This window comes from Rhodococcus sp. USK13, from assembly GCF_018343855.1.
Lineage (GTDB): Bacteria > Actinomycetota > Actinomycetes > Mycobacteriales > Mycobacteriaceae > Rhodococcus_F > Rhodococcus_F oxybenzonivorans.
The window spans coordinates 6778918-6804376 of sequence record NZ_CP069242.1; the positions used below are offsets into that span (position 1 = coordinate 6778918).

General features: G+C 64.5%; 24 protein-coding genes. 8 read left to right on the top strand and 16 right to left on the bottom strand.

Features of this window, described 5'->3' with window-relative positions:
* Window positions 1-28: 28 nt before the first annotated feature.
* Both JQT59_RS33895 and JQT59_RS33900 read left to right on the top strand, forming a co-directional pair.
* Entirely contained in the window at window positions 29-769 is a 741-nt protein-coding gene (locus JQT59_RS33895; protein WP_213573905.1) for an SDR family NAD(P)-dependent oxidoreductase, read from the top strand.
* Between the two features lie 45 nt (window positions 770-814).
* A complete protein-coding gene (locus JQT59_RS33900; protein ID WP_213573907.1) occupies window positions 815-1774 on the top strand; it encodes a PDR/VanB family oxidoreductase in 960 nt (319 codons plus the stop codon).
* Between the two features lie 16 nt (window positions 1775-1790).
* Here the strand turns inward: JQT59_RS33900 and JQT59_RS33905 are convergent, their stop codons facing one another.
* On the bottom strand, window positions 1791-2411 hold the full coding sequence (locus JQT59_RS33905; RefSeq protein WP_007301658.1) for a response regulator transcription factor: 621 nt from the start codon (window positions 2409-2411) through the stop codon (window positions 1791-1793).
* Window positions 2412-2634: 223 nt separating this feature from the next.
* On the opposite strand from JQT59_RS33905, the gene JQT59_RS33910 reads away from it, so the two are divergent.
* Genes JQT59_RS33910 through JQT59_RS33925 form a run of 4 tightly spaced genes read left to right on the top strand, consistent with a single transcriptional unit; the run spans window position 2635 to window position 6355 of the window.
* Complete coding sequence (locus JQT59_RS33910) at window positions 2635-3228, top strand: flavin reductase (protein WP_213573908.1); 594 nt, start codon at window positions 2635-2637, stop codon at window positions 3226-3228.
* Between the two features lie 2 nt (window positions 3229-3230).
* The gene (locus tag JQT59_RS33915) at window positions 3231-3524 is read left to right on the top strand and encodes a DUF485 domain-containing protein (RefSeq protein WP_213573910.1); all 294 of its coding nucleotides are present in this window, start codon (window positions 3231-3233) and stop codon (window positions 3522-3524) included.
* Window positions 3525-3530: 6 nt separating this feature from the next.
* Complete coding sequence (locus tag JQT59_RS33920; protein WP_213573912.1) at window positions 3531-5081, top strand: solute symporter family protein; 1551 nt, start codon at window positions 3531-3533, stop codon at window positions 5079-5081.
* Window positions 5078-6355: an amidase gene (locus JQT59_RS33925; RefSeq protein WP_213573914.1), complete on the top strand. Its 1278-nt coding sequence runs from the start codon at window positions 5078-5080 to the stop codon at window positions 6353-6355. The genes JQT59_RS33920 and JQT59_RS33925 overlap by 4 nt, the downstream gene beginning before the upstream one ends.
* A 102-nt stretch (window positions 6356-6457) precedes the next feature.
* On the opposite strand, the gene katG is transcribed toward JQT59_RS33925, so the two are convergent.
* The 15 genes from katG to JQT59_RS34000 all read right to left on the bottom strand — a co-directional run bounded on the left by katG (window position 6458) and on the right by JQT59_RS34000 (window position 23235).
* Window positions 6458-8692 carry a catalase/peroxidase HPI gene (gene katG / locus JQT59_RS33930; protein WP_213578319.1) on the bottom strand — a complete coding sequence of 745 codons (2235 nt, stop codon included), beginning with the start codon at window positions 8690-8692 and terminating at the stop codon, window positions 6458-6460.
* A 71-nt stretch (window positions 8693-8763) separates the two neighbouring features.
* Window positions 8764-9192 (bottom strand): Fur family transcriptional regulator, encoded by a 429-nt coding sequence (locus JQT59_RS33935; RefSeq protein WP_213573916.1) that lies wholly within the window; start codon window positions 9190-9192, stop codon window positions 8764-8766.
* Window positions 9193-9300: 108 nt separating this feature from the next.
* Entirely contained in the window at window positions 9301-9678 is a 378-nt protein-coding gene (locus tag JQT59_RS33940; protein WP_213573918.1) for a hypothetical protein, read from the bottom strand.
* The gene (locus tag JQT59_RS37840; protein WP_283254035.1) at window positions 9675-9803 is read right to left on the bottom strand and encodes a hypothetical protein; all 129 of its coding nucleotides are present in this window, start codon (window positions 9801-9803) and stop codon (window positions 9675-9677) included. Before JQT59_RS37840 ends, JQT59_RS33940 begins: the two co-directional genes overlap by 4 nt.
* Window positions 9804-10241: 438 nt before the next feature.
* Window positions 10242-11990, bottom strand: a complete 1749-nt coding sequence (locus JQT59_RS33950) for a sigma-54-dependent Fis family transcriptional regulator (RefSeq protein ID WP_213573922.1) — start codon at window positions 11988-11990, stop codon at window positions 10242-10244.
* A 388-nt stretch (window positions 11991-12378) separates the two neighbouring features.
* A complete protein-coding gene (locus JQT59_RS33955; RefSeq protein WP_213573924.1) occupies window positions 12379-13749 on the bottom strand; it encodes an FAD-binding oxidoreductase in 1371 nt (456 codons plus the stop codon).
* Window positions 13750-13830: 81 nt separating this feature from the next.
* The gene (locus tag JQT59_RS33960) at window positions 13831-14157 is read right to left on the bottom strand and encodes a putative quinol monooxygenase (protein ID WP_213573926.1); all 327 of its coding nucleotides are present in this window, start codon (window positions 14155-14157) and stop codon (window positions 13831-13833) included.
* 221 nt (window positions 14158-14378) lie between these two features.
* On the bottom strand, window positions 14379-16028 hold the full coding sequence (groL, locus tag JQT59_RS33965) for a chaperonin GroEL (RefSeq protein ID WP_213573928.1): 1650 nt from the start codon (window positions 16026-16028) through the stop codon (window positions 14379-14381).
* A gap of 46 nt (window positions 16029-16074) precedes the next feature.
* Complete coding sequence (locus JQT59_RS33970; RefSeq protein WP_213573930.1) at window positions 16075-17100, bottom strand: NAD(P)-dependent alcohol dehydrogenase; 1026 nt, start codon at window positions 17098-17100, stop codon at window positions 16075-16077.
* Window positions 17097-17843, bottom strand: coding sequence for an iron-sulfur cluster assembly protein (locus JQT59_RS33975; protein WP_213573932.1), 747 nt, complete (start codon window positions 17841-17843; stop codon window positions 17097-17099). Before JQT59_RS33975 ends, JQT59_RS33970 begins: the two co-directional genes overlap by 4 nt.
* Window positions 17840-18886 carry an amidohydrolase family protein gene (locus JQT59_RS33980; protein ID WP_213573934.1) on the bottom strand — a complete coding sequence of 349 codons (1047 nt, stop codon included), beginning with the start codon at window positions 18884-18886 and terminating at the stop codon, window positions 17840-17842. The genes JQT59_RS33975 and JQT59_RS33980 overlap by 4 nt, the downstream gene beginning before the upstream one ends.
* A gap of 78 nt (window positions 18887-18964) precedes the next feature.
* Entirely contained in the window at window positions 18965-19306 is a 342-nt protein-coding gene (gene mimD, locus JQT59_RS33985) for a propane 2-monooxygenase effector subunit MimD (protein ID WP_213573936.1), read from the bottom strand.
* Entirely contained in the window at window positions 19303-20418 is a 1116-nt protein-coding gene (locus JQT59_RS33990) for an aromatic/alkene monooxygenase hydroxylase subunit beta (protein ID WP_213573938.1), read from the bottom strand. The genes mimD and JQT59_RS33990 overlap by 4 nt, the downstream gene beginning before the upstream one ends.
* Window positions 20419-20471: 53 nt before the next feature.
* Window positions 20472-21515 (bottom strand): 2Fe-2S iron-sulfur cluster-binding protein, encoded by a 1044-nt coding sequence (locus JQT59_RS33995; RefSeq protein ID WP_213573940.1) that lies wholly within the window; start codon window positions 21513-21515, stop codon window positions 20472-20474.
* Between the two features lie 85 nt (window positions 21516-21600).
* Window positions 21601-23235, bottom strand: a complete 1635-nt coding sequence (locus JQT59_RS34000) for a ferritin family protein (RefSeq protein ID WP_213573942.1) — start codon at window positions 23233-23235, stop codon at window positions 21601-21603.
* Window positions 23236-24422: 1187 nt separating this feature from the next.
* Here JQT59_RS34000 and JQT59_RS34005 point away from each other — a divergent pair.
* Both JQT59_RS34005 and JQT59_RS34010 read left to right on the top strand, forming a co-directional pair.
* On the top strand, window positions 24423-24935 hold the full coding sequence (locus JQT59_RS34005; protein WP_213573944.1) for a hypothetical protein: 513 nt from the start codon (window positions 24423-24425) through the stop codon (window positions 24933-24935).
* Entirely contained in the window at window positions 24932-25114 is a 183-nt protein-coding gene (locus JQT59_RS34010; RefSeq protein ID WP_213573946.1) for a hypothetical protein, read from the top strand. The genes JQT59_RS34005 and JQT59_RS34010 overlap by 4 nt, the downstream gene beginning before the upstream one ends.
* Window positions 25115-25459: the final 345 nt, after the last annotated feature.

The following is a 25459-nucleotide window of genomic DNA, read 5'->3' on the forward strand; positions in this document are numbered from 1 at the left end:
AACCTCATCGATCGAACAGGAGCTCGACGTGGATTCTGTCGCAGTAGTCACCGGCGGCGGACGCGGCCTCGGTGCCGCGATCGCACACCAATTGCACGGCCGCGGGTACCGCGTCGCGGTCGCGGACATCGACAGCGGTGCCGCGAAAGAGACCGCGGCGAAGCTGGATCCGGGCGGTGACACGGCCATCGGCGTGGAGTTGGACGTCCGGAAACGGGAGAGTTTCGAAGCCGTCCGTGACCGGGTGATCCAGGAGTGGGGCGGCATCGACGTCCTCGTCAACAACGCCGGCCGGTCGCAGACCGGCTCGCTGATGGACATTGCGCCGGAGGAATTTTCCGACATCGTCGAGATCAACCTCAACGGCGCCTTTCTCGGCTGCCAGGTGTTCGGAAGCTACTTCGCCGAGAAGCGATACGGCAGAATCATCAACATCGCGTCGCTGGCGGGGCAGAACGGTGGCACGGCGACCGGCGCGCACTACGCCGCGGCCAAGGGCGGCGTCGGCACACTGACCAAGGTCTTCGCACGCGAACTCGCCCCATCGGGTGTCACGGTGAACGCGGTCTCCCCCGGGCCGCTGGATCTGCCGGTGGTGCGTGAGACGGTGCCCGCGGACAAGCTGGCCGCCATCCTCACCACGATTCCGGTGGGCACCCTGGGCTCGCCCGACTTCATAGCCGAGACCGTCGCCCTGCTCGCATCGCCGACGGCCGCGTCGGTGACGGGAGCCTGCTGGGACGTCAACGGCGGCCTGTACATGCGCTGACCCCGCCCGCGGGCGACGGGTCGCAGCACCGGAGGAAGAATCATCATGAGCATGTTCACTGTCACTGTTGCGGACATTGTCGACGAAACGCCGGACATCAAATCGTTCCGGCTTGTTCGGACGGACGGTTCACCGTTCGACCCGTACCCTGCCGGCGCCCACATCGACATCCTCGGCCCCACCGAGGTCCTCACCCAGTACTCGCTATGCAGCCCGCCGCACGAGTCCGAATCGTATGTGGTCGCCGTCAAACGCGAGACCGGTCCCCGCGGCGCCTCGGCCGCACTGCACGATCGTGTGACGATCGGCAGCGAGTTGCAGATCAGCCGGCCGCGCACACTGCTCACGCTCGCCGAGGGCGCCGATCGGCACATCCTCGTCGCGGCGGGGATCGGGCTGACCCCGATGCTGAGTCTGGCGTTCGCGTTGCACCGGCGGGGACAACAGTTCGACCTGCACTACTTCGCGCGGACGAGGGCGCAGGCCGCGTTCGTCGACCTGCTGGAGAGTGCGGATTTCCGCCGGGACGTGCACCTGCATTTCGGCCTGACGAGGGACGACCAGCTCTCCGCCCTCGAGAAGATTCTGGCGGATGCGTCCGCCACAACGCACGTCTACACCTGTGGCCCCGAAGGTTTCATGGATCGGGTGCGCGGGCTGGCGGAACCCGCGGTCGGTGAGGACGCGGTCCACTTCGAACACTTCGAGGCGGCGACGCCTACAGCGACCGGGTCGGACACGGCGTTCGAGTTGGAACTCGACACGGGCGAGGTGTTCGAAGTGCCTGCCGGGAAGTCCATCGCCGACGTACTCGAAGAGAACGACATCGAGATCGACACGTCCTGCAGGGAAGGCATCTGCGGCACGTGCGTCCTGGACGTGCTGGAGGGCGAGCCCGACCACCGCGACAATTGCCTCACCAAGAGTGAGAGAAAGGCGGGAGACAGAATTGCCGCGTGTGTGTCGCGCGCAAAATCCGGGCGGCTCGTCGTCGAACTCCCCTGAAAAGTGCCGAATTATTTCAGGTCACGGCAATTCCGGCCTGCAGAATATCGCGTACGAGAACGGCAATGCTTTCTGCTCCGGTCTTTTCCTTGATACGGGTGCGATGCACGTCGACCGTCTTCACGCTGATTCCCAATTCTTTCGCAATGTTCTTGCTGGGCAATCCGTCGAGGACGAGGGCGAGTATTTCTTTTTCTCGCACCGTCAGCGTGTCTATTCGGCCCTGCAGTTCCGTTCTGTTGCGTCGCTCGCCGAATCGTTGACGCGCGACTCGGAGCGCGTCCTGAATGACGTCGAGCATGTGCTGCGGATCGTAGGGTTTCTCGATGAACGTCAGCGCACCCCGCTGGAGTGCCCGCACCGACATCTTGATGTCACCGTGTGCCGACACGAAAATGATCGGGATCGGCGATTCGTCGGCGAGGAGTGCCTCCTGGAGCTGGAATCCCCCGACTTCCGGCATCCGGACGTCCAGGACGAGGCAGGCCGGGATGTCACGGCGGTACTCGTCCAGGAACGACTGCACCGAGAAGTAGTACTCCGACGTGATGTTGACCGAATCGAGTAACCACGCAAGCGATGCGCACAACTCTTGATCGTCGTCGACGATGTAAACCCGTGTTTCTTGCTGATCCATCGAATCCTGCCTCGCACAGATGGCTTGCTTCCTCGTCCAGTGAACACCGACCGTAACGGAAGCGGTAGGTAACTGAAGGAATCCCCTACCCGGGTAGGCGACTTACTGCAAGAAAGTAGCGTCGCCGCCAATGTTCCAGTGCATGACGCGCGTCATATCCTTCTTTCAGGAACGCCGGCGCAACGTGGTGACACGACTTCTTGTTCCAACTCATGGAGACGAAATGCCCGAACTCACAACCATGCAATCGATCTTTCGCACCGCCATGGCGAATCTGCCGGCCGCGGTCAACATCGTGACGACCGACGGCCCTGCCGGGCGCTGCGGAATGACGGTGACCGCCGTCTGCTCGGTAACCGACTCCCCGCCCACCGCACTCGTATGCGTTAATCAGAACAGCGCCATGCACACCGTATTCCAGAACAACGGCAGAGTCGGTATCAACGTGCTCTCCGGCGACGACGAAGAACTGGCCATGCATTTCGCGGGCGCAACACACGTCGCGATGGCCGACCGGTTTCAGTGGGACATCTGGGAAGACGACACCGACGACGGTGTGCCGATCCTGCGCGCCGCCCACGTGGTGCTCGCCGGCCGGATCGCGGACAGCAAGACCGTGGGATCGCATTCGGTGATGTTCATCGAACTGGACCGCGTGCAGACGCGCGAACACGGCGACAGCCTCGTCTACTTCCAACGCAAATTCCACCGTTTGTCGGTTCCGGTCGAGTCCCCCGACTGGCTGTTCTACGACGAATGGTCCGATCCGATCACCGTGACACCCGCCCTCGTTCCCGCCGCAGCCGGAGGTAAATAGCCATGGTCACCTCGTCACCGCCCGCCCACGTCCCACAAAGATCCGACCTGCAGGCGCTCGCAGACACGCGTGCCGCCCTGACGTTTCGTCTCAGCGCCTTGGTCCTCGCACTGTTTCTGCCCCTGCCGATCCTCGGCGGGTTCACCTCGCTGCTGGACGGCGTCGTCTTCAGCGGCGTCACCGTGGCGTGGCTCTACGCGGTCGCGCAATTCGTCGTCGCCATCGTCGTGGCCCGGTACTACATGGCGCGGGCAGCCGAACTCGACTCCCGGACCGTCTCGCCGGCGAAAGGATAATGCGCCATGAACCTCGTCTCCGCTGCACTTTTCGCGGCCCTCGTCGTTGTCACCCTGATGATCACCGCGTGGGCTTCCAAGAGGAACAAGTCCGCCGCCGATCACTACGTCGCGGGCGGCAGCCTGACCGGCAGGCAGAACGGTGTCGCCATCGCCGGCGACTTCATCTCTGCCGCCTCGTTTCTCGGAGTCACCGGCGCGATCGCGCTGACCGGTTTCAACGGGTTCTACCTCGCGGTCTTCGTGCCCGTCGCGTTCGTCCTCGCGATGCTGCTGATCGCGGAACCCCTGCGCAACCTCGGCCGCTTCACGTTGGCGGATGTTCTCGCCACCCGGTTCCCCGGCAAGGACGTGCGGTCGATGATGGCGATCAGCACTGTGGTGATCAGCGTGGTCTATCTCGTGTCGCAGCTGGTCGGTGCCGCGCTTCTGGTGTCGTTGCTGTTCGACCTCGACTACGCCGTGGCCGTGTTGATCATCGGAACACTCACCACGGCGTACACGTTGGTGGGTGGCATGCTCGCCACCAGCTGGATCCAGATCATCAAGACCGGTCTCCTCATGGTCTGCGCCGTCGTGCTGTTCGTTCTCGTGCTGGTGCGGTTCGATTTCAATCCCTTCGGCCCGTTCAGCACCGCGCTCGCCGAGTTCGGGCAATCGTTCGTCGCGCCGCAGCGTACGTCCGGTGCCGCCTCCTTCGACCAGTTGTCGCAGACCGTCGGGCTCGTCCTCGGCGTGCTCGGCCTGCCGCACGTCATGATCCGCTTCCTCACCGTTCCGGACGCGAAGCAGGCGAGAACGTCCGCCTACACCGCGATCTGGATCTTCTTCGCCTTCTACCTGCTGGTCCCCGTGCTCGGCTACGGCGCCGCCAAGCTGGTCGGTGTCGAGGTGATCAAGTCCGAGAATCGGGGCGGCAACCTCGCGGTCGCGCAGCTCGCCGAGACGGTCGGCGGCGGCGTCCTGCTGGCGTTCGTCGCGGCCGTGGCGTTCGTGACCATCCTGGCCGCCCTGTCCGGCCTGGTGATCGCCACCTCCGGTGCGATCGCACACGACCTGTACGGGCAGGTGATCAGGAACGGATCGGTGTCGGCGAAGGCCCAGCACCGCGCGGCCCGGGTCGCGACGGTGGCAACCTGCGTCATCGGTGTCGCCATCGCCTTCGCGGCGCAGAAGCAGAACGTCGCGTTCCTCGCCTCACTGGGGATGTCGATCGCAGCATGTGCGAACCTGCCGGCACTGCTGCTGACCATGTACTGGAAGCGCATGACGGCGCGTGCCGTCATCTCCGGCATCGTCGTCGGGCTCGTCCTGTCGGTCACCGTCATCCTGCTCAGCCCGGTCGTGCAGGGACCGGACTCCATCCTCGGATTCTCGAACCCGGCACTCGCCGTGGCACCCCTCTCGCTGGCGGTGTCCATCATCGTCGCGCTGGTGTCGGCGCCGTCCGGGGAGACGAAAGCACGAGCCGACCGCCTCTTCTCGGTGATGCGCACCCGAGCGCTCACCGGGCAGACCGAGACGACGAGCGACGACACGATGGTGGCGATGCGATGAAGGCGGAACTACGGTCACCGAGCCCACTCCGGGACCTGGCTGAGCAGCTGGCGACGGGCGCGACAACGCCCATCGATGTGGCAGAGGCGGCACTCGCACGAATCGCGGACCTCGAGCCGGAAACTCACGCCTGGGCCCACTTCGATGCCGATGCGGTGCGGTCCGCGGCCGCCCGAATCCAAGACAGTGGCCCGGACGGCGCGCTCTGGGGCCTGCCCGTCGGAGTCAAGGATCTCATCGACGTCGCGGGTATGCCGACGCGCTGCGGCAGTGAGCTGCGGGGTGCGGATTCCGCGACGACGGACGCCTACTGTGTGGCGCGTGCGCGTGCCCTCGGCGCACTCCCGTTCGGTAAGACGGTGACCACCGAGTTCGGGTACTTCAAGCCCGGCCCGACCCGTAATCCCCGCGCCCTGGATCACACCCCCGGCGGGTCGTCGAGCGGCTCGGCGGCAGCGGTGGCCGCGGGCATGGTGCCGCTCGCATTCGGTACACAGACCGCGGGGTCACTGACGAGGCCGGCGTCGTTCTGCGGAGTCGCAGGTTTCGTCACCGCTCACGGGGAATTTCCGACCGCGGGCATCACCGGGCTGAGTCCCAGTCTCGACACGGTGGGGCTGCTGGCACGAACCGTGCCCGATCTCCACTTCGCGTGGACAGCACTGCGCGACGGCACGCGAGCGCCCGCTCTCGAACCTTCCGCTCCGCACCGGCTGCGGCTGTGGAGCGGGTTCGAGCTCGGCGAGGTGTCCCGAGAGATGACAGCGGCGCTCAGGATGACCGCTGATTCCGCCGCGTCGGCGGGGATCCAATGCTGTGAGTTGGATTCCGCCGCAACGGTTGTGGCACTGACGGAACACCACCACACGGTGATGGCGTACGAAGCAGCCCGCGAACGCGCCGCCGAGGCCGCGCAGACCGACAAGATCAGCACACCCCTCGCCGAACTGTTCGCCGCGGGGGCGGCGACCGCAGAAGCCGACTACCGTGCCGCCCTCGCCGGAATCCGCGAGACCCGACAGCTGCTGCTCTCGGCGTTGGACGAGGACGAAACAATCCTCGGGCCCGCGGCTCTCGGCGCCGCGCCGCACGGCCACGACGCGACAGGGACGCCCATCATGAGCCGACCGTGGCAGGCCATGGGTCTGCCGGTGGTCACGATCCCTGGCAGTCGTGACAGTGCGGCCCTTCCCCTCGGATTGCAGTTGATCGGGCGTCCCGGTGCCGAACAACGACTTTTCGAGACAGCCGCCTGGCTCGAATCTGTGCTCTGACCGGGAAGCGTCAGTCGACAAATTTCGACGGTGGCACAACCGCGTGCCTGGGTGTGGCACCCGGGGCGGTGAGCTCGCGGGTGGCACACCCGGTGTCACGGGTCAGCGGAGGTCGAACCGATCGAGGTTCATCACCTTGTCCCATGCGGAGACGAAGTCGTGCACAAACTTCGTCTTCGCGTCGTCGGCGGCGTAGACCTCGGCCAGTGCGCGAAGTTCCGAGTTCGACCCGAACAGCAGGTCGACACGGCTGCCGGTCCACTTCACCTCACCGGTGGTGAGGTCCCGACCCTCGTAAATACCCGAGTTCGCAGACGTGGGCGCCCACACCGTTTCCAGATCGAGCAGGTTCACGAAGAAGTCGTTGGTCAACGACCCGGGGTGTGCGGTGAACACGCCCAGCGACGACTGGTTGTGGTTCGCGCCCAGCACCCGCAAGCCACCGATCAGCACCGTCAACTCGGGAGCGCTGAGGTTCAACAGATTCGCCTTGTCGATCAGCAAATACTCGGCGGGCATCCGGTGTGCCGTCCCGAGGTAATTGCGGAACCCGTCCGCGCTCGGCTCGAGAGCGGAGAAGGATTCCACGTCGGTCTGATCCTGCGTTGCATCGGCCCGTCCCGGAATGAAGGGCACCTCGATGTCGTGTCCGGCGTTCTTGGCGGCCTGCTCTACAGCCACAGTTCCGCCCAGCACGACCAGATCGGCGAACGACACCCGGGTATTCCCCTTTTGGGCGGAGTTGAACGACTCCATGATGCCCTCGAGAGTGCGTACCACGTGCGCGAGCTCGTCGGGGTTGTTGACCTCCCAGCTCGCCTGCGGCTCGAGGCGGATACGGCCGCCGTTGGCGCCGCCGCGCATGTCGCTTCCGCGGAACGACGACGCCGCCGCCCACGCGGTCGAGATCAACTGTGGGACAGTCAGTCCCGACGACAGGATCTGCCCCTCGAGGGTGGCAATGTCATCGGCGCCGATGAGGTCGTAGGTCACGGCGGGGATGGGGTCCTGCCACAGCAGCGTCTCCTGCGGGACCAGGGGTCCGAGGTAACGGGCGACCGGGCCCATGTCGCGGTGGGTCAGCTTGTACCAGGCCCTGGCGAATTCGTCCGCGAGCTCCTCGGGGTGGTCGAGCCAACGACGGGTGATCTTCTCGTAAGCCGGGTCGATCCGCAGGGAGAGGTCGGTGGTCAGCATAGTGGGGGCGTGCCGCACCGAGGGGTCGAAGGCGTCGGGCACGGTGCCGGCACCGGCGCCGTCCTTTGCGACCCACTGGTTGGCTCCGGCGGGGCTCGTGCTCAGCTCCCATTCGTAGCCGTACAGGGTTTCCAGGAAGCTGTTGTCCCAGGTGGTCGGGGTGGGTGTCCACGTCACCTCGAGGCCACTGGTGATGGTGTCCTTGCCCTTACCGGTGCCGAAGGAGCTCTTCCAGCCCAGGCCCTGCTCCTCGAGCGGTGCGGCCTCGGGTTCCGGGCCGACGTGGTCGGCGGGGCCGGCGCCGTGGGCCTTGCCGAATGTGTGGCCACCGACGATCAGTGCGGCGGTTTCGACATCGTTCATCGCCATCCGCGCGAACGTCTCGCGGATGTCCGTTGCCGCGGCGAGCGGGTCCGGGTTGCCGTTCGGGCCTTCGGGGTTGACGTAGATCAAACCCATCTGAACTGCCCCGAGCGGCTTTTCGAGGTCCCGGTCACCGGTGTAGCGATCGTCGCCGAGCCAGGTGAGCTCAGGGCCCCAATACACGTCCTCTTCCGGTTCCCACCGGTCCACCCGGCCTCCGGCGAATCCGAAGGTTGCGAAGCCCATCGACTCGAGTGCGACGTTGCCGGCGAAGACCATGAGGTCGGCCCACGACACCGTCTTGCCGTACTTCTTCTTCACCGGCCACAGGAGTCGGCGCGCCTTGTCGAGGTTCGCGTTGTCGGGCCAGCTGTTCAGGGGCGCGAACCGCTGCATCCCGGCGCCGGCGCCGCCGCGACCGTCTGTGATGCGGTAGGTGCCCGCCGCGTGCCATGCCATGCGGACGAAGAGGGGGCCGTAGTGCCCGAAGTCGGCGGGCCACAACTCGTGTGAGGTGGTCATGACCTCCTCGATGTCACGCTTCAGAGCGTCGAGGTCGACGGCCGCAAATTCCTTGGCGTAATCGAAGTCCTCGTCCATGGGATTGCGCACGGCGGGGTTCTTCTGCAGGATCTTCAGGTTGAGCTGGTTCGGCCACCAGTCACGGTTTCCCCCACCTTCAGTGGGGTGCTTCAGCCGACCGTGGGCAACGGGGCAGCCGCCGCTCTGCGCGGGTTCCGTTTGGGCCTCGGCGATCGGAGGGTGTTCTTCTGCGATGGTCTGGATGTCAGTCACTGCTTTCCTTCCAAAAAGGGAGTAATCCGGGCTGTGTTGGGTGGATCGGGTTGTCAGCGGTGCGATGGGGAACAGTCGGGGCACGTGCCCCAGAAGATGACCTCCGCCTCGTCGACACGAAATCCGTTGTCGTGCGAAGCGGTCAGGCACGGAGCGTCACCGACGGCGCAGTCGACGTCAGCGATGGCTCCACATGATCGGCAGACCACGTGGTGGTGATTGTCACCGACCCGAGACTCGTAGCGCGCCAGAGAGCCTGACGGTCGGATCCGCCGCACCAACCCTGCCGCGGTCATCGCGTGAAGCACGTCGTACACCGCTTGCTGAGATACTCGGGGCAGAACACCGCGCACCGCCGCGAGGATCGTCTCCGTGTCGGCGTGGGGATTCGCCTGCACCGCCTCCAATACCGCAAGCCGCGGCTGGGTCACACGCAGATCGGCGAGCCGCAACTGTCGTGCGAAATCCGTTGTCGAAGACACGGGCAGACTATGCCCCGGCTTTCTGTAACTGATCAAGATAATGAGTCATATTGAGACGCTTGTAGCTCCAAGGGCCCGGGAAGAAGCTAGCGCAATGCACAGCCGGGTTCACGCCGGCTTACGTGCTCGCTGTTTCGAGGTGGCGAGACTGGCGCGGCATGCGGCGATCAGGCGGGTGGTGGCCGGACTGCCCCCGTCACCACACCGAATGCAGACGATGGTGACGGTTCCCGCGATCTCGTCGATGACCACGGGCAGGGGGACGGCGCAACCACGGCACCATCGGTGTCGCGTCACTGCATTGATATGGGCCGGCGACGCGACGCAGCGGTAGATCCACCGATGGTGTAGCGGGCACGTGACGCGGTCGTCGGGAGCCAAGCGTAGGTCATCCTCCGCAGCGTCCTCGCTCGCGAGCCGCTCATCGAATACACTTCGTGGGTAACGCAATCCAGATGCCGATCGATTTTCGGTGAGGGTCGTCATGACGTCACCTCCACCAGATCGAACTGTGCATGCAGTTGTGCCCAGGTGGTCTTGCGGCGGCCGTCGGGGCTGCGGTAGGTAGCGTCGCCGTCCGGCAACCAGGTCCGCATCAGGTCATCACGCACGGGAGGACGGTCGGTGGGGGCGGCCGTCGTGCACAGTGGAGCCACCAGCCAGACCCGGCCACTACCGGAGCGCTCTCGCCCAGTCGTTGTGTGCAGAGTATGCGGGTTTGTCGTCATCAGAATCGCCTTCTCGGTTGCTGCGCTAGATTTCGGGTTTCGTACCGAGTGCACTATCTCGGTATTCCCCATGGTCCGGCGGAACTGGTGTGACGGCCGTCTCATTTCCGGACACAGGAAGATTGCTCCCCCGAACTGGCGACGACCACAGAGGACGTTCGGCACCTGATTCGCCGCGATTCGCGCGGCTTCCCGGTCCGTACCGGGTTTGCGCACTGAGCAATCCGGACCCGCGGCGGGAAGCCACGACGCGGGTGTGTCCGCGATAGCCGAGTAGCTCCGCGTGGCCGCGGGGCGGCCAATTCATGCTTGGGAGACGACTTACAAGCCGATTCCGAACTCCTTGATTTTCCGGTAGATCGTCGCGCGTGAGATGCCGAGCGCAGTTGCCGCCGCCTTCTTGTTTCCGTGGTTTTCTTCGAGGCTGCGGACGATGGCGTCTCGTTCCAGGGCCTCTATTTGTGTGAGTGTGTGCCTGCTCAGCGCCCGGCACACCGGTGGCAACCGATCGACTCCGGCGATGCCGGAGCGTTGCCGCTGCACCACTTCCTGGAGGACCTGCCGGAGCTCGCTCACGTTTCCGGGCCAGCTGTATTTACACAGTTGACGCATTGCCGCAGGGTCGAGCGATAGCTCTGCCCCGTGGCCCAGCTGACGGAGTAGGAGCGGTACCAGGTCGTGGAGATCCTCGATGCGGTGGCGCAACGCGGGCACGGGCACGGTGTGGCTGAAATAGGGCAGGATCAGCGTGTCGAGATCGGTGTTGTGCGCTGCAGCGCCGATGGTTACACCGATCCAGCCGGCGTGCTCGCGTCCGGAGATGAGGTCGGCGACAGATCTCTGATGCTCCTCGTCGAGCAGATCGATGTCGCGGAGGATGATGTTGAAGCGGTCCTGTTCGAGTTCTTGCCGAAGCGCCTGCATGGCGCTACTGTCCCCCGACAGATCCGCCCCACCGAAGATTCGCGTTCGAACCGGAATATGGACCATAGCAGCCGCTTTGAGCGCTGCAGTGCGACCGCTTCCAGGCTCTCCGGAAACCGTGACCCACTGTTGTTCGCGAGCGCAGCGGGCGATCTGCTGGCAGCTACGGCGCCAGGAAGCGCTGCTGCCGGTGATACCGGGCAGGGATTCATGTTTCTCTGATGCCGGGACCGCGGAGTTGGGGGTGTCGACGAGGTGTACGTAGAACAAAGCCATCTGCCGTCGCGATCCGAATCCAAAATCCTCGGTGGACGACAGACGCGCCGACAGTCCGCTGGGTAGGGCGACGATATGCCGATGTGTGGCAGGCATTCCTGTGAGGTCGACAGCGTGCTCGAGCAGCGCAGCTTGGTCTTGGGCATCCAGTGCCAGGCGCAGGCGACGGTTGAGGAGCACCAGATCGTCACCCAGAGCGAGAACCCCTGCTTGCGGTGCCCGCCGACCGGCCTTCAGGTAGGCGTTCAGGAGCGCTGTCTGCTCGGCACTGGCCTGTGCGAGGAGCCGCCCTTCGATCTGGGCGGTTGCGGATTTGGCCAGGGTGGCCAGCAGTGGTCCCCCGTCCTCGACCCAGCCGGTCAGGTCGAGCGCGCCGACGAGAGCTCCGGAAATCGGGTGGGTGATCGGGACACCGGCACAGGCAAGTTGCCCGAGACATTCGACGTAGTGTTCGGCGCCGGTAACCAGGGTTGGTTGCCGGGTCTCGAGGGCAGTGCCGATACCGTTGGTACCTGCGAATTCTTCCGAGTAGCTGAAACCTGGCGCCAGGCTGACAGCGTCGAGCGTGCGATTGAGCCGCTGGCTGGCGGCGATCCTTGTCAAGATCACTCCGTCGGCGGATGTCAGAATCACACTGACCGGCTCGTCCACCAGCCCGTCCGCGAGCTGTTTCAAGACCGGTCCGGCTGCCGTGACGAGGGGAGAGTCCAGGTCCGGCTCCCGGACATACGGGAGGTCGAGCTGATCAGGTACCACTTTCAGTGACTTCGACCGCTGCCAGGAAGAGTAGATGTCCTGCCGAATGGAGCTGTCGAGATGATGCTCGGAGAGAAAACGCTCACGTGCTACCCGTAGATCCTTAGCGGTCATGATTCCTACACGCCCCGTTCTTCCGCCGGTTACATGCATGAGCGTACGGCGTCTCAATGTGATACGAGTCTCAGTATGAGACACACGCCGAGCCACCCGGGGGTGGTGAGCACTGGCAGATTCAGCACGCTTCCGCCCGGTGGGGCGGGTTGTCCGACGGCTGGGTGTCCTGGGTGACGTACGGCGGGCGAACCCCGGTGAGCGCTTCCAGCGTGCACAGGAGGTCGGTCATGGTGAGCGTGCTCGACCCCGGGGTCCCCGCAGGTTCGTGGGCCGGACGGTGTTGTGGCCGCGGGAGGGGGTTCACTGGCTTCATCGTGGCCTTTCGTCGTCGGGGATGGGTACCGTTCGAGGCAGGACTCGGGATCGATATCTGCGGGGATGGCGGTCATATCGCGCGTCCCGGATTGAGAATCCCGGTAGGGTCGAACACCGCCTTGATCTGACCCATGAGCACTCGCTCGCGTGTGCCCACCATCGTCTCGAGGTAGTTGCGTTTGAGATCACCGACGCCGTGCTCCCCCGTGATCGATCCGCCCAGCGCCAAGCACCGGGTGACCATCTCGTCGAAGGCGCGGTAGGCACGGTCGGATGCGTCGGGGTCAGCCGCGTCGAACACGATCGTGGGGTGGAGGTTTCCGTCTGCGGCGTGCCCGAAGGTGCCGACAAAAAGGTGGTGGCGGTCCGCGATACGGCTGATGGCGTCGAGCATGTGCGGTAGCCGGGGCACCGGCACTGCCAGGTCGTCGAGCAGCGTACTGCCGCAGCGTTCGAGGGCGGTCAACGCGACACGCCGAGCCTGCATGAGCCCGTCGCTTTCGACCGGGTCGGTGGTCACGAAGAGTTCGGTCGCCGCACAACTGCGGCATGCTTCGGCGATGCGATCGGTTTCCGCCTCCGCCGCCTCGCCGTCGCACTGGATGAGTAGCAGCGCACCGGCGCTCTCGTCGAGGCCCATCTGGGTCATGTCGTTGACCGCGGTGATCGTGTTGTGGTCCATGAGTTCGACCAGGCTCGGGTCGGCCACGTTCTGAATCGCCATCACCGCGTCGACGGCCTGGACGGGGTCGGCGAACGCCGCCACCACAGTGGATGCGTGCGCCGGTTTTCTACGCAACCGCATGGTCGCCTCGACGATGACGGCAAGAGTGCCCTCGGACCCGACCAGCAGTTGCGTGAGGTTCAGGCCGGCGACGTTCTTGCGGGTGGCGGCACCAGTGTGGATGATCCGGCCGTCGGCGAGCACCGCTTTTATCCGGGCGACGTGATCACCGGTCACCCCGTACTTGGCGCAACAGGGCCCACCGGCGTTTGTCGCGAGGTTCCCACCAATCGTGGAGATGGCACGACTGCCCGGGTCGGGCACGTACCAGAGTCCTCGCTCTACTGCTGCAGTAGCGAGGTCGCCGTTGATGACACCGGGTTCGACCGTCGCGGTACGGGACTGCTCGTCGATTTCGAGAATCCGGTTCATCTTCTCGGTACTCAAGACAATGCACCCCTCGAGCGCATTGGCACCGCCTGCCAGGCCGGTCCCCGCACCTCTCGTGACAACCGGAATCTTGTACCGGTAGGCAGTCTGCAGCGTCGTGACGACGTCGTCGACCGTCCGGGCACGAACCACTGCTATCGGTTGACCGGATGGCGAGAGCAGCGCCTGATCGCGGGTGTAGGCGATCATGGTGTCGACGTCGGTCACCACAGCATCGCCGAGACCCGCAACCAGATCCGCTACGGGGCCGGTCGTCACCACGGTCATGCCTTGTCCTTCCGCACTGTTGTGTGTCCGCCACGGGTGCACCACGCCGGGGTTTGCCTGGCCGGTGTGGTGCGTGGCGCATTACGAAGCGATTTCGAGCTCGCCCATACGGGACCAGTCGTCGCCGGGAAGTTCGGTGTGGAGGATGCGCGGTGTCTCGCTCAGTGCCGGGCGCATCGCGTCCAATCCCTTCCGGAAGTGGTCCGCATTGACATGGTCGGAACCGGCCTGCCCGTCGGCGAATGCCTCGATCAGCACGAACTCGGCGGGATTGTCGGCGCTACGGTGCCATTCGAACCAGAGATTGCCCGGTTCCGATCGGGTCGCCTCGGTGAACTCCTTGGTGATGAGCAGCCAGTCGTTCTGGTGTTCGTCGAGGACCTTGAACTTCACGACAATAAAAATCACGACGCCTCCACTGATCTGTGTCGGAAAGCCTTTCACCGGGCGGAGCAAGGCTGACGGATATGACCTGCCATAGGGATCCTGAGGGGTGCGCCGGGGCGCGCGGGTTACCGGCGGTCAGGTGCGCACCCACCTGACCGCCGGTGATGACCCTCTCCTGTTCGGATCGGGTCAGTGGGTCACCGCCTCGCAGGACCAACGAGGCGGTGACCCACTGGTCTTTGTCAATAGATATTCGACGGGCGGACCATGCCTTCGGCGAGATCGCCGAAACCGGGTGCCATGATGGCACCGGGATTACCGATCACCTCCTCCACGACAGCGGTCTCGGTCGTGATCAGCAGTGCCGCGATCGAGGCGGCACTCTCGAGCGCGGCGCGGGTGACCTTGAACGGGTCGATCACCCCGTCGTCGAACATGTCCCCGTATTCACCGGTGAGCGCATTGAAACCGTGGCCGAGCGGTAGACCGGCGACCACCTCGACGACCTCGTCGCCTTCGAAACCGGCGTTGATCGCGATCCAGCGCAGCGGTTCCGGAAGAGCGCGGCGCACGACGTCAACCCCGATCGCCTCGTCGCCGGCCAGGTCGAGATCGGCCAATGCCCGATGCGACTGCGCCAGCGCGGTGCCACCGCCGGAGACGATCCCGGCCTCGAGCGCGGCGCGGGTGGCGGCCAGGGCGTCCTCGACGCGCAGCATCCGCTCCTTGAGCTCGACACTGGTCGCGCCGCCGACGCGGATGACGGCAACCCGCCCGGTGAGCCGGGCGATGCGCAGCTCGAGGCTTTCCTGATCCGCCTCGATCTTGGCGCGCTCGAGCTGCGCCTCGAGCTGCGCGATGCGGGCGTCGAGCAGACGCTGGTCCCCGTGGCCGCCGACGATCGTGGTCTCGTTCTCGGTCACGGTGATGCGGTCACACGAACCGAGATGCTCGACACTGATTTCGGACAGTTCGATGCCGGTGTCCTTGGCGATCACGTGCCCACCCAATGCCACCGCGAGATCTTCGAGCTCGGCGACGCGGCGATGACCGAACCCTGGAGCCCGAACGACCACCGACTGCATCGTCTTGTGCATGTTGCCGCCGACGAGTAGTTGCAGGGCCGGACCGTCGACGTCCTCGGCCAGTACGACCAGGGACCGGTCGGCTCGCTTGGCCACCTCGATGGCCGGCATGATGTCCTGGACCTGGCTGATCTTCTTGTTGGTCAGCAAAATCAGCGGATTGGTGTGCACCGCTTCCATCCGCTCCGGGTCGGTGACCATGTAGCCGGAGATGTAGCCGTGGTCGAACTCGATGCCGTCGACGATGTTGACCGACAGCCCGAGGGTGTCGCTTTCCTCGGTGGTGACGACCCCGGACTTGCCGACGTAATCGACCGCCGTCGAGATGGCGTGTCCGATCACTTCGTCGTCGCTGGCGGCGAGGGTCGCGATCCGGTGCAGATCGCTCTGCCCCGCGATCTGGGAGGCCTGCTCACGGAGGGAGTCGACGACCGCGGACACTGCCCGTTCGATGCCGCGCCGCACCCGCATGGGGTTGGCGCCGGCATCGACCGAGCGCAGACCTTCGCGGACCATGGCCTGGGCGAGCACGGTGGCGGTGGTGGTGCCGTCGCCGACCACACCGTTGGTCTTCATCGCCACCTCCTTGACCAACTGGGCACCCATGTTGGCGAAGGGTTCGCGGAGCTGGATCTCGCGGGCAATGGTCACGCCGTCGTTGGTGATCGTCGGTGGCCCGGTGAGCTTTTCGAGTACCGCGTTGCGCCCCTTGGGGCCGAGGGTCACCTTGACCGCGTCGGCGAGGGCGTTGACGCCCTGCTCGAGCCGCGCTCGGGCGTCCGTGTTGTACCGCAACTCTTTTGCCATGACTGATGGTCCTTTCGTACTTTTCTTGTGCGGAGTTTGCAGCGCGTCAGGGGACGAGAATCGCCCGGCCGCGGACCCGACCGGCATCGAGATCGTCGAGGGCTTGCTGGAAGTCCTCGAGCCGGTACCGGGTGGTGTGCAAAGTGACCTTGCCCTGGGCGGCGAGGATCATGAGCTCCTGCAGGTCGTTGTAGGAGCCGACGAGATTTCCGATGAAGTTGATCTCGGTGGAGATCACGTCGATGGTCGGGACGTCGAGGTTCTCGCCGTATCCGACTACGTAGTAGTTCCCGGCGCGGCGCAGCATCGCAACCCCTTCGGCGGTGGCGCCGCCTTCACCGACGAAGTCGACGACGGCTTCGGCGCCGTGCCCGCCGGTCAGGTCGAGCACCTGCTGGATATGGGTGCCGTCGGCGACGATGCCGTGGTCGGCGCCGATCTTCACGGCGAGGTCGACGGCCGCGGGGTTACGGTCGAGCACGACCACGGTGACACCGGAGATCGCCTTCAGGACCTGGATGCCGATGTGGCCGAGTCCGCCGGCCCCGATCACCACGCACACGTCTCCGGGGCGAGTGGTCCTGGCGACCTTGGCGACGGCGTGGTACGCCGTCAGGCCCGCGTCGGCGAGGGCGGCGACGTCGGCGGGTTCGAGCGAGTCGTCGATCCGGACCACGCTGCGGGCGGTGGTGCGCAAATACTCGGCGTACCCGCCGTTGGTGTCGATGCCGGGGAACTTGCTGTTCTGGCAGTGGACGTCGTCACCGAAACGGCACGCCCGGCACAACCCGCACGTGATCAGCGGGTGCAGGATCACCTTGTCGCCGACCACCACGTTGGTGACGGCGTCACCCACCGCGTGGACCCAACCGGCGTTCTCGTGACCGATCGTGTACGGCAGTGCGACACCGGACTTCTCCTCCCACTGCCCCTCGAGAACATGCAGGTCGGTACGGCACACGCCCGCGCCGCCGATCCGCACGATGACATCGAGCGGACCCTCGATCGTGGGTTCGGGAATGTCGGTGAGCTGCAGCTTGGTGTGGTATCCCACCACTTGCACGGCCTTCATCGCGGGCTCCTGGTTCTGAGATCGGTGATTCGCGGAGTGCTGCCGACGGATTCGCTGTCGGCGTAGCGGGTGGCGAGCAGGCCGCGGCAGAAGTGGGCGTTGCCTTCCATCGAAATGCGCACCGACTTGGCGAACCGCAGCCGCATCGGTACCGACTCCGCGGGGATGCGTTTGCCGGCGTCGTCGACGAACACCGGGCTGGCCGGGCAGATGCTCAACCCGAGGCCGATTCGGCGTCGCAGCAACGCGGCCTTCGCTTTTCCGGGGGCGAGGTCGCTGAGAACGAGTCGGTAAATCTCGTTCACACCCATGTCGGTGGTCTTCAGGTGCGCCTCGACGCACCGCTCCATCGCCGCGGCATGTGCCTTGGACCGGAACGTTCGGCGCAGTTCGTGCAGACTCTCTTCCGCCTCGGAGCCGAACGTTCCGACGTATCCGGCGTCGGCCGCGAGGCCGGTGTTGATCTTGTCGCTGTCGTGGTGGTCGTCAAGCATTACCCGCACCTCGCCGATATCCCCGATCAGGCGCAGGGCGTCGAGCGCGTCGGAAGCCATGAGGTAGGCGAAGTTCGGCGAGCAGAACGCGGTGGGCAGCCGCAGGTGAACGGTGGCCCCGTCGTCGTCGAGGGTGACCGACCGGACGAAACCGAGATCGGTGATCGGCTCGTCCAGTTCCGGGTCGGTGACCGTCGACAGGGCCATCAGAACGTCCTCTTCGGTGCAGACGACGGCGGCGGTGGTCATGACGGCACGGTTTCCCGCGCCCCGGCAGCGACCTCCACACCTTCCTGCCCGGCCGGCTCGGCCAGTTGCAGGTCCGCGGGAACGTCGATGTCGTACAGCGCTGCGGCGTTGAGGCCGAGGATCTTCTGCTTCTGCAGGGCAGTAATCGGGGCGTACTCGCCCTGCATGTCCTCGGGGATCTGGAAGTCGACGAACTTCTCGATCAGCCATTTCGGGGTCCACAGTGCGTAGTCGCTGCCGAACAGGATCTTGTCCTCGCCGATCCAGTAGAGCAATTCGCCGATGATCTGGGCGAAGTAGCGGGGCCGGGTGTGGATGAACGGCAGAGCCACTGCCAATCCGCCGTAGACGTTCGATTCCTGGGTGGCGATCCAGCAGAAGTCCTCGAGCCGCGGCAGACCCACATGCTCGACGACGAATCGCAGGTCCAAGTAGTCGGTGGCGACCTTGTCGACGTCGGAGACATCGAAGGCGTCGCGGTCGAGGGGACGGATCGTCGGGCCCTTGTGGACGTGAATATTCCTGATCCCCAGCTTGATGCACTCTTCGAGGTAGCGCCGCGACCACTTGTCGTCGAGCTTGTAGCCGCGGGAGTCGCCGTGCCATTCGGCGGTGTAGAGCTTGACGCCCTGCAGGTTCATCTCGGCCGCGTCCCTGCGGAGCTGCTCGAGGCCGGCCTCTTCGTAGCGGGGGTCGTAGGCGTGGTTGTAGGTGAGCTTGCCGGGGTGCTTGGCGACCAGGGCGCGCGCTTCGTCGGTCTGCCCGAACCCGGTGTGATAGAAGTCGCTGAGCAAGGTGGCCTGAAAGATCGCGTGGTCGACGTATCCGTCCACGAAGATGTCGCGCTCGAAACGTTCGCTGCCGTAGTACTTGTAGGTTTCGTAGTCCCACACGACCTCCTCGGGGCTGAGGTTCTTGTGGTAGTCGTAGAAGCACTCGATGAACTGCTCGCCGTGCACATTCTTCTGGTTCGACTCGCGGGCGTCCCAAATGTGCACATGCCCATCGACGATGAAGTACTTCTGACCGTCTTTCTGATACATCGCGTCCTCGCTTGGTCCTGGTTTTCGGGTGGGCTGGGGGTGTCCGGGGCCACCCTGCGTGGCCCCGGACAGCTGCGGTCAGTGCTCGGTGAGGTCGAATCCGATGTACTCGGCTGCGTCTTCGGGGCTGGCGAACAGCAGAGTCTTGTCGTCGAGGTGAACCATGCGCCCGTAATGGGTGGAGCTGATCTCCTCGAAGATGGAGCCGTCGAACTCCTCACCGAGAGCGTCGGTGAGTTCCTCGTAGTCGAAATTCAGCAGCTTCTGGCCGTCGACGCGGATCATCGACGGGTACTCGGTCAGCTCCACACCGTCCTTGGCGCCCATCACGTCCGCGACGACGCGCCCGATGGGGGTGTTCATCAAGGTGACGCCACACATGTTGGAGAACTCGGTGGTCGATCCGAATTGCATGGTCACTGGTCCAACTCCTTGGGGATGTCGAGCCCGAGGTCCTCGAGCAGGGAACGGAACTTCGCGGTGGCGGCGTCGAGGCTGGTGGCGAAGGTGACCGCCTTGTCGGCCGGCTGCGACCAGATCGGCTGCAGCGCCCGGGCGGCGTCCAGGCACCGGGGCACCCAGGTGGCCAGCCAGGTGCCGAACAGCTCCTTGTTCGCCTCCCCGACCTCGAGATCGCGGGTGAGCAACCGGAACAGGTTGCGGGTGTAGTTGAGGTCGCGGTCGTAATCGTGTTCCCCGGTGCCGACGATGGTGGGCGTGATGTAGTCACCATTCCCGGCGGCGATCTGCATGACCAGTTCGCTGCGGAACAGCGATCCCACCAGCTGCTCGAAGACGATGTTCGAGGCGAACAGCAGCTCACACCAATCGGGAACCGCGGTGAGCCGCTCGACGACCTCCCGGGTGGGCTGCCACTCGGGGGCGGACTGCCACACGTCCTTGTGGGCGGCGCCGTCGAAGTTCTCGGTGGCCTCGGACAGGTCCAGGTTGAACAGGGCCAGGTCCTGGGCGAAGCGCATCTTGTGGGCGGCGTTCACCGCGACGGCGGTGTTGATCATATTCGTCGGGCAGGACCGCTGGATGGAGGTGAACACGTGCAGCGCCAACCCGTTCTCGGCGTGCATCCACGCCCCCAGGTTGCGGGAGATGAACGTCAGCCACGGTGTGTTCCAGCCGTCGTAGACCCGGGCGCGTTTGGCGTTGGACAGGCACAATTCGACCTGGTGGACGACCTTGGAGTTGTTCCGGAAGATCGTCTGGTCCCACTCCTCGTTCGGGTCGAGGAAGGCGTGCCAGTTCGACGACTTCGCCGCCGTCCACTCCTTCGGATAGCCGCCGGGGCCGTTCCCGAATCCGTAGATCCAGCCCTGGGAGAGGTGACGGTCAGGGTCGGGCTGGACGTCGACCGTGACATCCTCGTACATCGTCGCCCGCTTCTTGGCCGGCGTGAAGTAGCTGTAGGTTCTGCTCTTCGAGCTCGGGAACTCCAGCGCACCGGCCTCGGAGTCGGTGAACTCGATCCTCGGAAAGCTGCGCTGCTTGCTCCCGGTGTTCTCGGTGGTTGCGGTCATCTCGTTTCTCAGTTCCTGTCTGTGAAAGAGGGCGGTGAAATTCCCTGCTGTCGCTACTCGAACGCGGGGCTGGTGAACTTGTCGTAGAAGATTTGGTCGTGAGGGGTGTTACTCACCTCGAGCAGTTCCAGAGCGGCATCGACCATCGGCGGCGGCCCGCACAGGTACACCTCTGCCCGGCCGAGTTCAGGTTCGGAGCGGCTGACGACATCGGTGACATTGCCGTCCTCGACGGTGATCGCACCCACCGGTGCAGGGTCCATCGATTCCGACAGGCAGGCCACGAACGTGAAATCCGTCAGGTTCTTACCGAGTTCGAGGATCTCGTCGAGATAGAACAGGTCCTGCGGGGTGCGGGCACCGTAGTAGAAATGCACCTGCCGGGTGTTGCTTGTCTCGTTCATGTGCCGCAGCAGCGACAGCAGCGGAGCCATCCCCGCGCCGCCGCCGATGAAGACCATCGGCAGAACATGGCCGTCCTTGATGGTGAACGACCCGTACGGGCCCGTCAGCGCGATCTCGTCACCCACCGAGATCCCGTCCTCGAGCAGGCCGGCGAACTTGCCGCCGGGATATTTTTTGATCAGGAACTCGACCTGCCCCGGCGTCGATTGGGTTGTCGCCATGGAGAAGGAGCGATGCTCGTCGGTGCCCGGGATGTGCAAATCCGAGTACTGACCGGGTTTGAATTCGTACGCGGCGGGTTCGATCGGCGCCAGCCGCAGCGACACGATGTCCTTGGTCATCGACTCGATTGCGGTCACCTGGGTGCGCACATCCTGGATGGGGACACCGCCGAGGAGTTCGTCCTCGTCGAAATTGAGCAGTTCGATGGTGCAGTCGCTGTATGCCGTGGAACGGCACAGCAGGACGTTGCCCTCGTCGACCTCGGCGTCGTTGCACGCAAACGTCGAGTAGTTCTCCATCTGGATGTCGCCGTCGAGGACGAAGGATTTGCAGGCCGAGCACCGGCCCTCACGGCAGCCGTGCATCAGATGGATGCCCTGCCGGAATGCTGCATCGAGGATGTACTCGTCCTCGCCGACTTCCATCTCGATGTTGACGGGCTCGAAGTTGATTACGTGCTTGTCGGCCACGGGGTCTCTCCTGGGCTTGTGAAAGTGAATTAGTGGAGCGGTGGGTGGCGCCGGAGTGGCCGCGGCGCCACCCACCGGGCCTGGATCAGGCCGGAACTGCGCCGCCGGCGCGGTACGCGGCAATGTGGGCGTTGCGTTCGGCGTCCGACATCTGGTTCAGCAGCACGTTCGGACTCTGGAAGGTGTTGCCCCGCACGTCATCGAGGGTCCACATCTTCTTCGGATCGTCGAGGTGCAGGTGCGGCTGACCGATGAGGGTCTTACCGTCGTCGCGGACATAACCCAGGTCCTGCACGATGTCGGCCAGATCCTTGCCGTGATGCAACGTCTCCCACTCGCGGAATCCGGTGAGACGTCCCATGTTCGGGGTTTCCCGGCCCTCGTACTCACCGCGGAAGGCGACTGCGTCGGTCCAGTAGCAGGTCTCCGAGCAGTAGGTCCGCCACTGGTTGTCCACCTTCTCGACCACCATGTCCTCGCGGATCAGGGCCGGAACCATGCACGTCCAGCACCGGTGCGGGTACTGGTACCCGACCTCCTCGAACGCAATCGGCTTGTTGCGGCCCGGGTAGGCGAGACGGTTGTACTCCTCCCACCACTTGCCGTACTTCGAGTACCAGCCCGGGTACTTGTGCTCGAACCACTCGAAGTCCTTGTCGGTCATCGTGTCGATCCGCCAGTAGTTCACCGGCCACCCGGTCGCGAAGAACCGGGCTACCTCGTGGACGTAACCCTTCTCGGTGATGCGCTTCCACGACTCCTCGACCAGGTCGTGCGGAATCGTCAGCCCGTACTTCTCGAGGGGGATGAGGTAGCTGCGGTAGTAGTCGTCGTAGATCCACCGCCGCCACATCTCGGCGTAACTTTCCCGGTCCTTGCGGCGGTCCTTGGTGCCGTACTCGATGAAGGTGCCGATCGCGGCGTCGACGACACAGTGGTTGTTCCACCACGCGTACCGCAGGTCTCGTTCGAGCAGCGGCCGGTTACGCTCGTCGGCGAGGGCCATCAGCAGGATCGAATAGCCGTTGGAGATGTGCCGGGACTCGTCGGACTGCACCGAGTGGAACACCGTCGGCAGCAGGTAGTCACCATTGGCGGCGGCCTCGTCGGGCATCGCGACGAACAGGGTGTTCGTGAACGCGGTCTCGGCGACCACGGTCAGGTAGATGTTCGCGGCGGTGATCGCGTCACCGGTGATGAAGCCTTCACCGAACTGTCGGCCGATGGTGCCGGCGTAGTTGTTCGAGAACGCCTTCTCGGTGATGTCGAACCCGGCCGGGTCGATGTAGTTGTTCATGTACAGCTTCTTGAGGTTCATCTGGATCGTCGAGTGACGAACCTCGTCGATCATCTGCACCGCGAGGCCGTTGTGAATTTCCGGGTTGGGCACGGCGTCAATAGCCATCGGCATCGCACGGGCCGCTGAGATCTCCGGGAACGGGATGATCGACAGGAACAGCTTCTGCCATTCGAGCCACCGCTGCTGCACCTGGCGGAACATGTTGCCGCGGATGGCACCGTCCATGGCGCCGTACACGCGGTTGTCCTTCTCTTCCTCCATCGGGAAGTAGGACCGCATGATCTGCTTGAGAGGGTCCTTCTTCGGAGCCTTCTCGAAGGTGTAGTCGGTGCCGAACCGGGTGGCCGGGGTCGCGAAGGTCGGATCCCATGACAGTTCGGTGATCTTCGCGTGGGCCTTTGTCAGGCTTTGCCTACTCAATGTGCGCCTCCTGTATCGGGTGCCGGCCGAGTGCCGGCGGTGGGGACGTTGTGCGATTGATTCAACCGCGTAATCCAGCTCACGAGCGTCTCAGTGTGAGACGGGCGTCACATAGAGATGGTGTGTCGGGCGTCCACACTCAGCTCTTCGACATGACGGGCCTGTGAGGGTTTGCGTTTCGGCGAAGAATGGCGGTCATCGGGGTGGCCCATCCCTTGAGCGTTCGTTTCACAGCAAGCAGTTGTCATCCCCCATCGCTACCCTCGGCGGATTAGCTGCCCCACTCCCGCGTAGATCGCGGAACGCAAAACTCGGGGCTCGGAGGTGAGATATTTCGACGCACTTTCGCATTTTCCGCCGAGACTTACTCTGGTGCAGCGGGACTGGGGTGTCCATGCGGATGAACTTTCCTCGAGATCCACGCGCTCGGCCTCGTGATGTGAACGCACTGGAACCTCGGCGCCTCACATTGAGACGCCCCGGACCCTCCGTGTGCGGCAGGCTCGGGAACGCCTCCGACTAGCTCAGGGTGGAGAAAATATACTACCCATGACCAATCCTTAACTGATGCCATCATTCTCGACGATGCACCGGGAATATGCCGACTGTGGCGCCGCGGGCGATTCAGCCCGAGCGGTGGCCGCGGCCTGCGAATCATCCAGACCGGACATCGATGCAGATGCCCGGCGGTGTGCACTGGACGACCCCTGAACTGGGTACAGGGTTTCGGCGCGCCGTCCCGCGGGCGTGCCGTCCGCCATGCCGCGGAGATGGCGGGCGGCGAGCAAGCTTCGTAATGTAATCCTCTGCGGCCCAGACGAAACATCGCCAACCCGAGACATCGGCCCCACCAAATAGGACCGGTTCACCAATGACTTTCCTTCCGTTCCATGCTGCCCCCGCAATCATGTCGATCGCCCCACACGACCGGCTGCAAAGGTCACGATCACTTCTGCTGCGCCGGCACAGATGCACTCTCGACCATACGATGAATCACCGCCGATGTGCTCGGCCTCGAGGACATGACCGCCGCGACATGCAGCGCGGTTTCTCCCCATGAACTCAGGAGTTCTGTCGCTCGCCGTCTATTCCGGTCGCGCGTTCAACGAACACAAGGCTGAGGATTGCTGGGACAGCGCTTTGCTTGACCTCTTGACTTGACCTGCTTGACCGAGGGCCATGGTGGCATGAGTACACCACTCAAGAAGGTCGTCGACGATCAGCTCAACGCCAGCGGGATGGCCTCCGAGCAGCTCGACGACGTCGACGCCAGGTACGTTGCCGCCGGCGTGAAGAACGTGCTCTCGAACCTCGAGGCACGTCGCGCATGGGAGAACCACATCGGCGCGATCTTGACCCACAAGCAGGCAGTCGACGCCACCGGCTGGACGAAGCAGGCCCTCAGCCAAGCAGTCAAGGAATCGCGCGTGCTACGTCTGACCGCCGCCGACGGGACGATCGGCTACTGGTCAGGCGGATTGACCGACACCGCACCCCACGTCCCGATCCGAGGAATCAAAGACGTCCTGAAGGCTTGGGCCTCCGCCGATGTCCAGGCCTGGACCATCGCTTCGTGGATGTCGAGCCCACAACCAGAACTCGACGACCGCACTCCTAGACGGGCACTCCTCGACGGCGACACAGCCGATGTCGTCAAGCTCGCACGGCAGGCATCCGCTAGTGGGCGCGACACGAAATGACCCACGTTCACGCCTGCTTCGCAGTGTTCGCGCAGAGTGGGGACCAGACCAGCACCGTGGCGATTCCCAGCGAATTCGCAGTGCTCAAAACCGATGCGTTGCCGGATCGCCCCGACCTCTGGGATGCATTACGCGAGACGGCCGGGATAGAGGTCATGGACATCCCCGGCAGCATTTGAGAAGACCGCTCGGAGACACCGGTTACGTCAGTTCGTTCCTGAACCCGGCGAAACCCACGGCGCTGGTGGACTCGTCGCCCTTTACCGCCGACTGCTATGTCCATCATTTCTCGTTCCGCGCATGGGGGCACCGCCGCGCCGACCACAGGCGAACAGGAGAAGCTCTGTCCGGCAGTGAAGGAGGCACGCGCCTCTCCTCCCGAGTGAACCGTCGCAGGCGGCGACCAACATCTACTACCTGTTGTGGGACTACCGGTTCCACGGCTTCGACGCGCGCCTCGGCGCGCCGCCGGAGTGCTATTGTTCGTCGGATCCAGTCTCATCGCGGGTGTCCCCGTGTGGCTC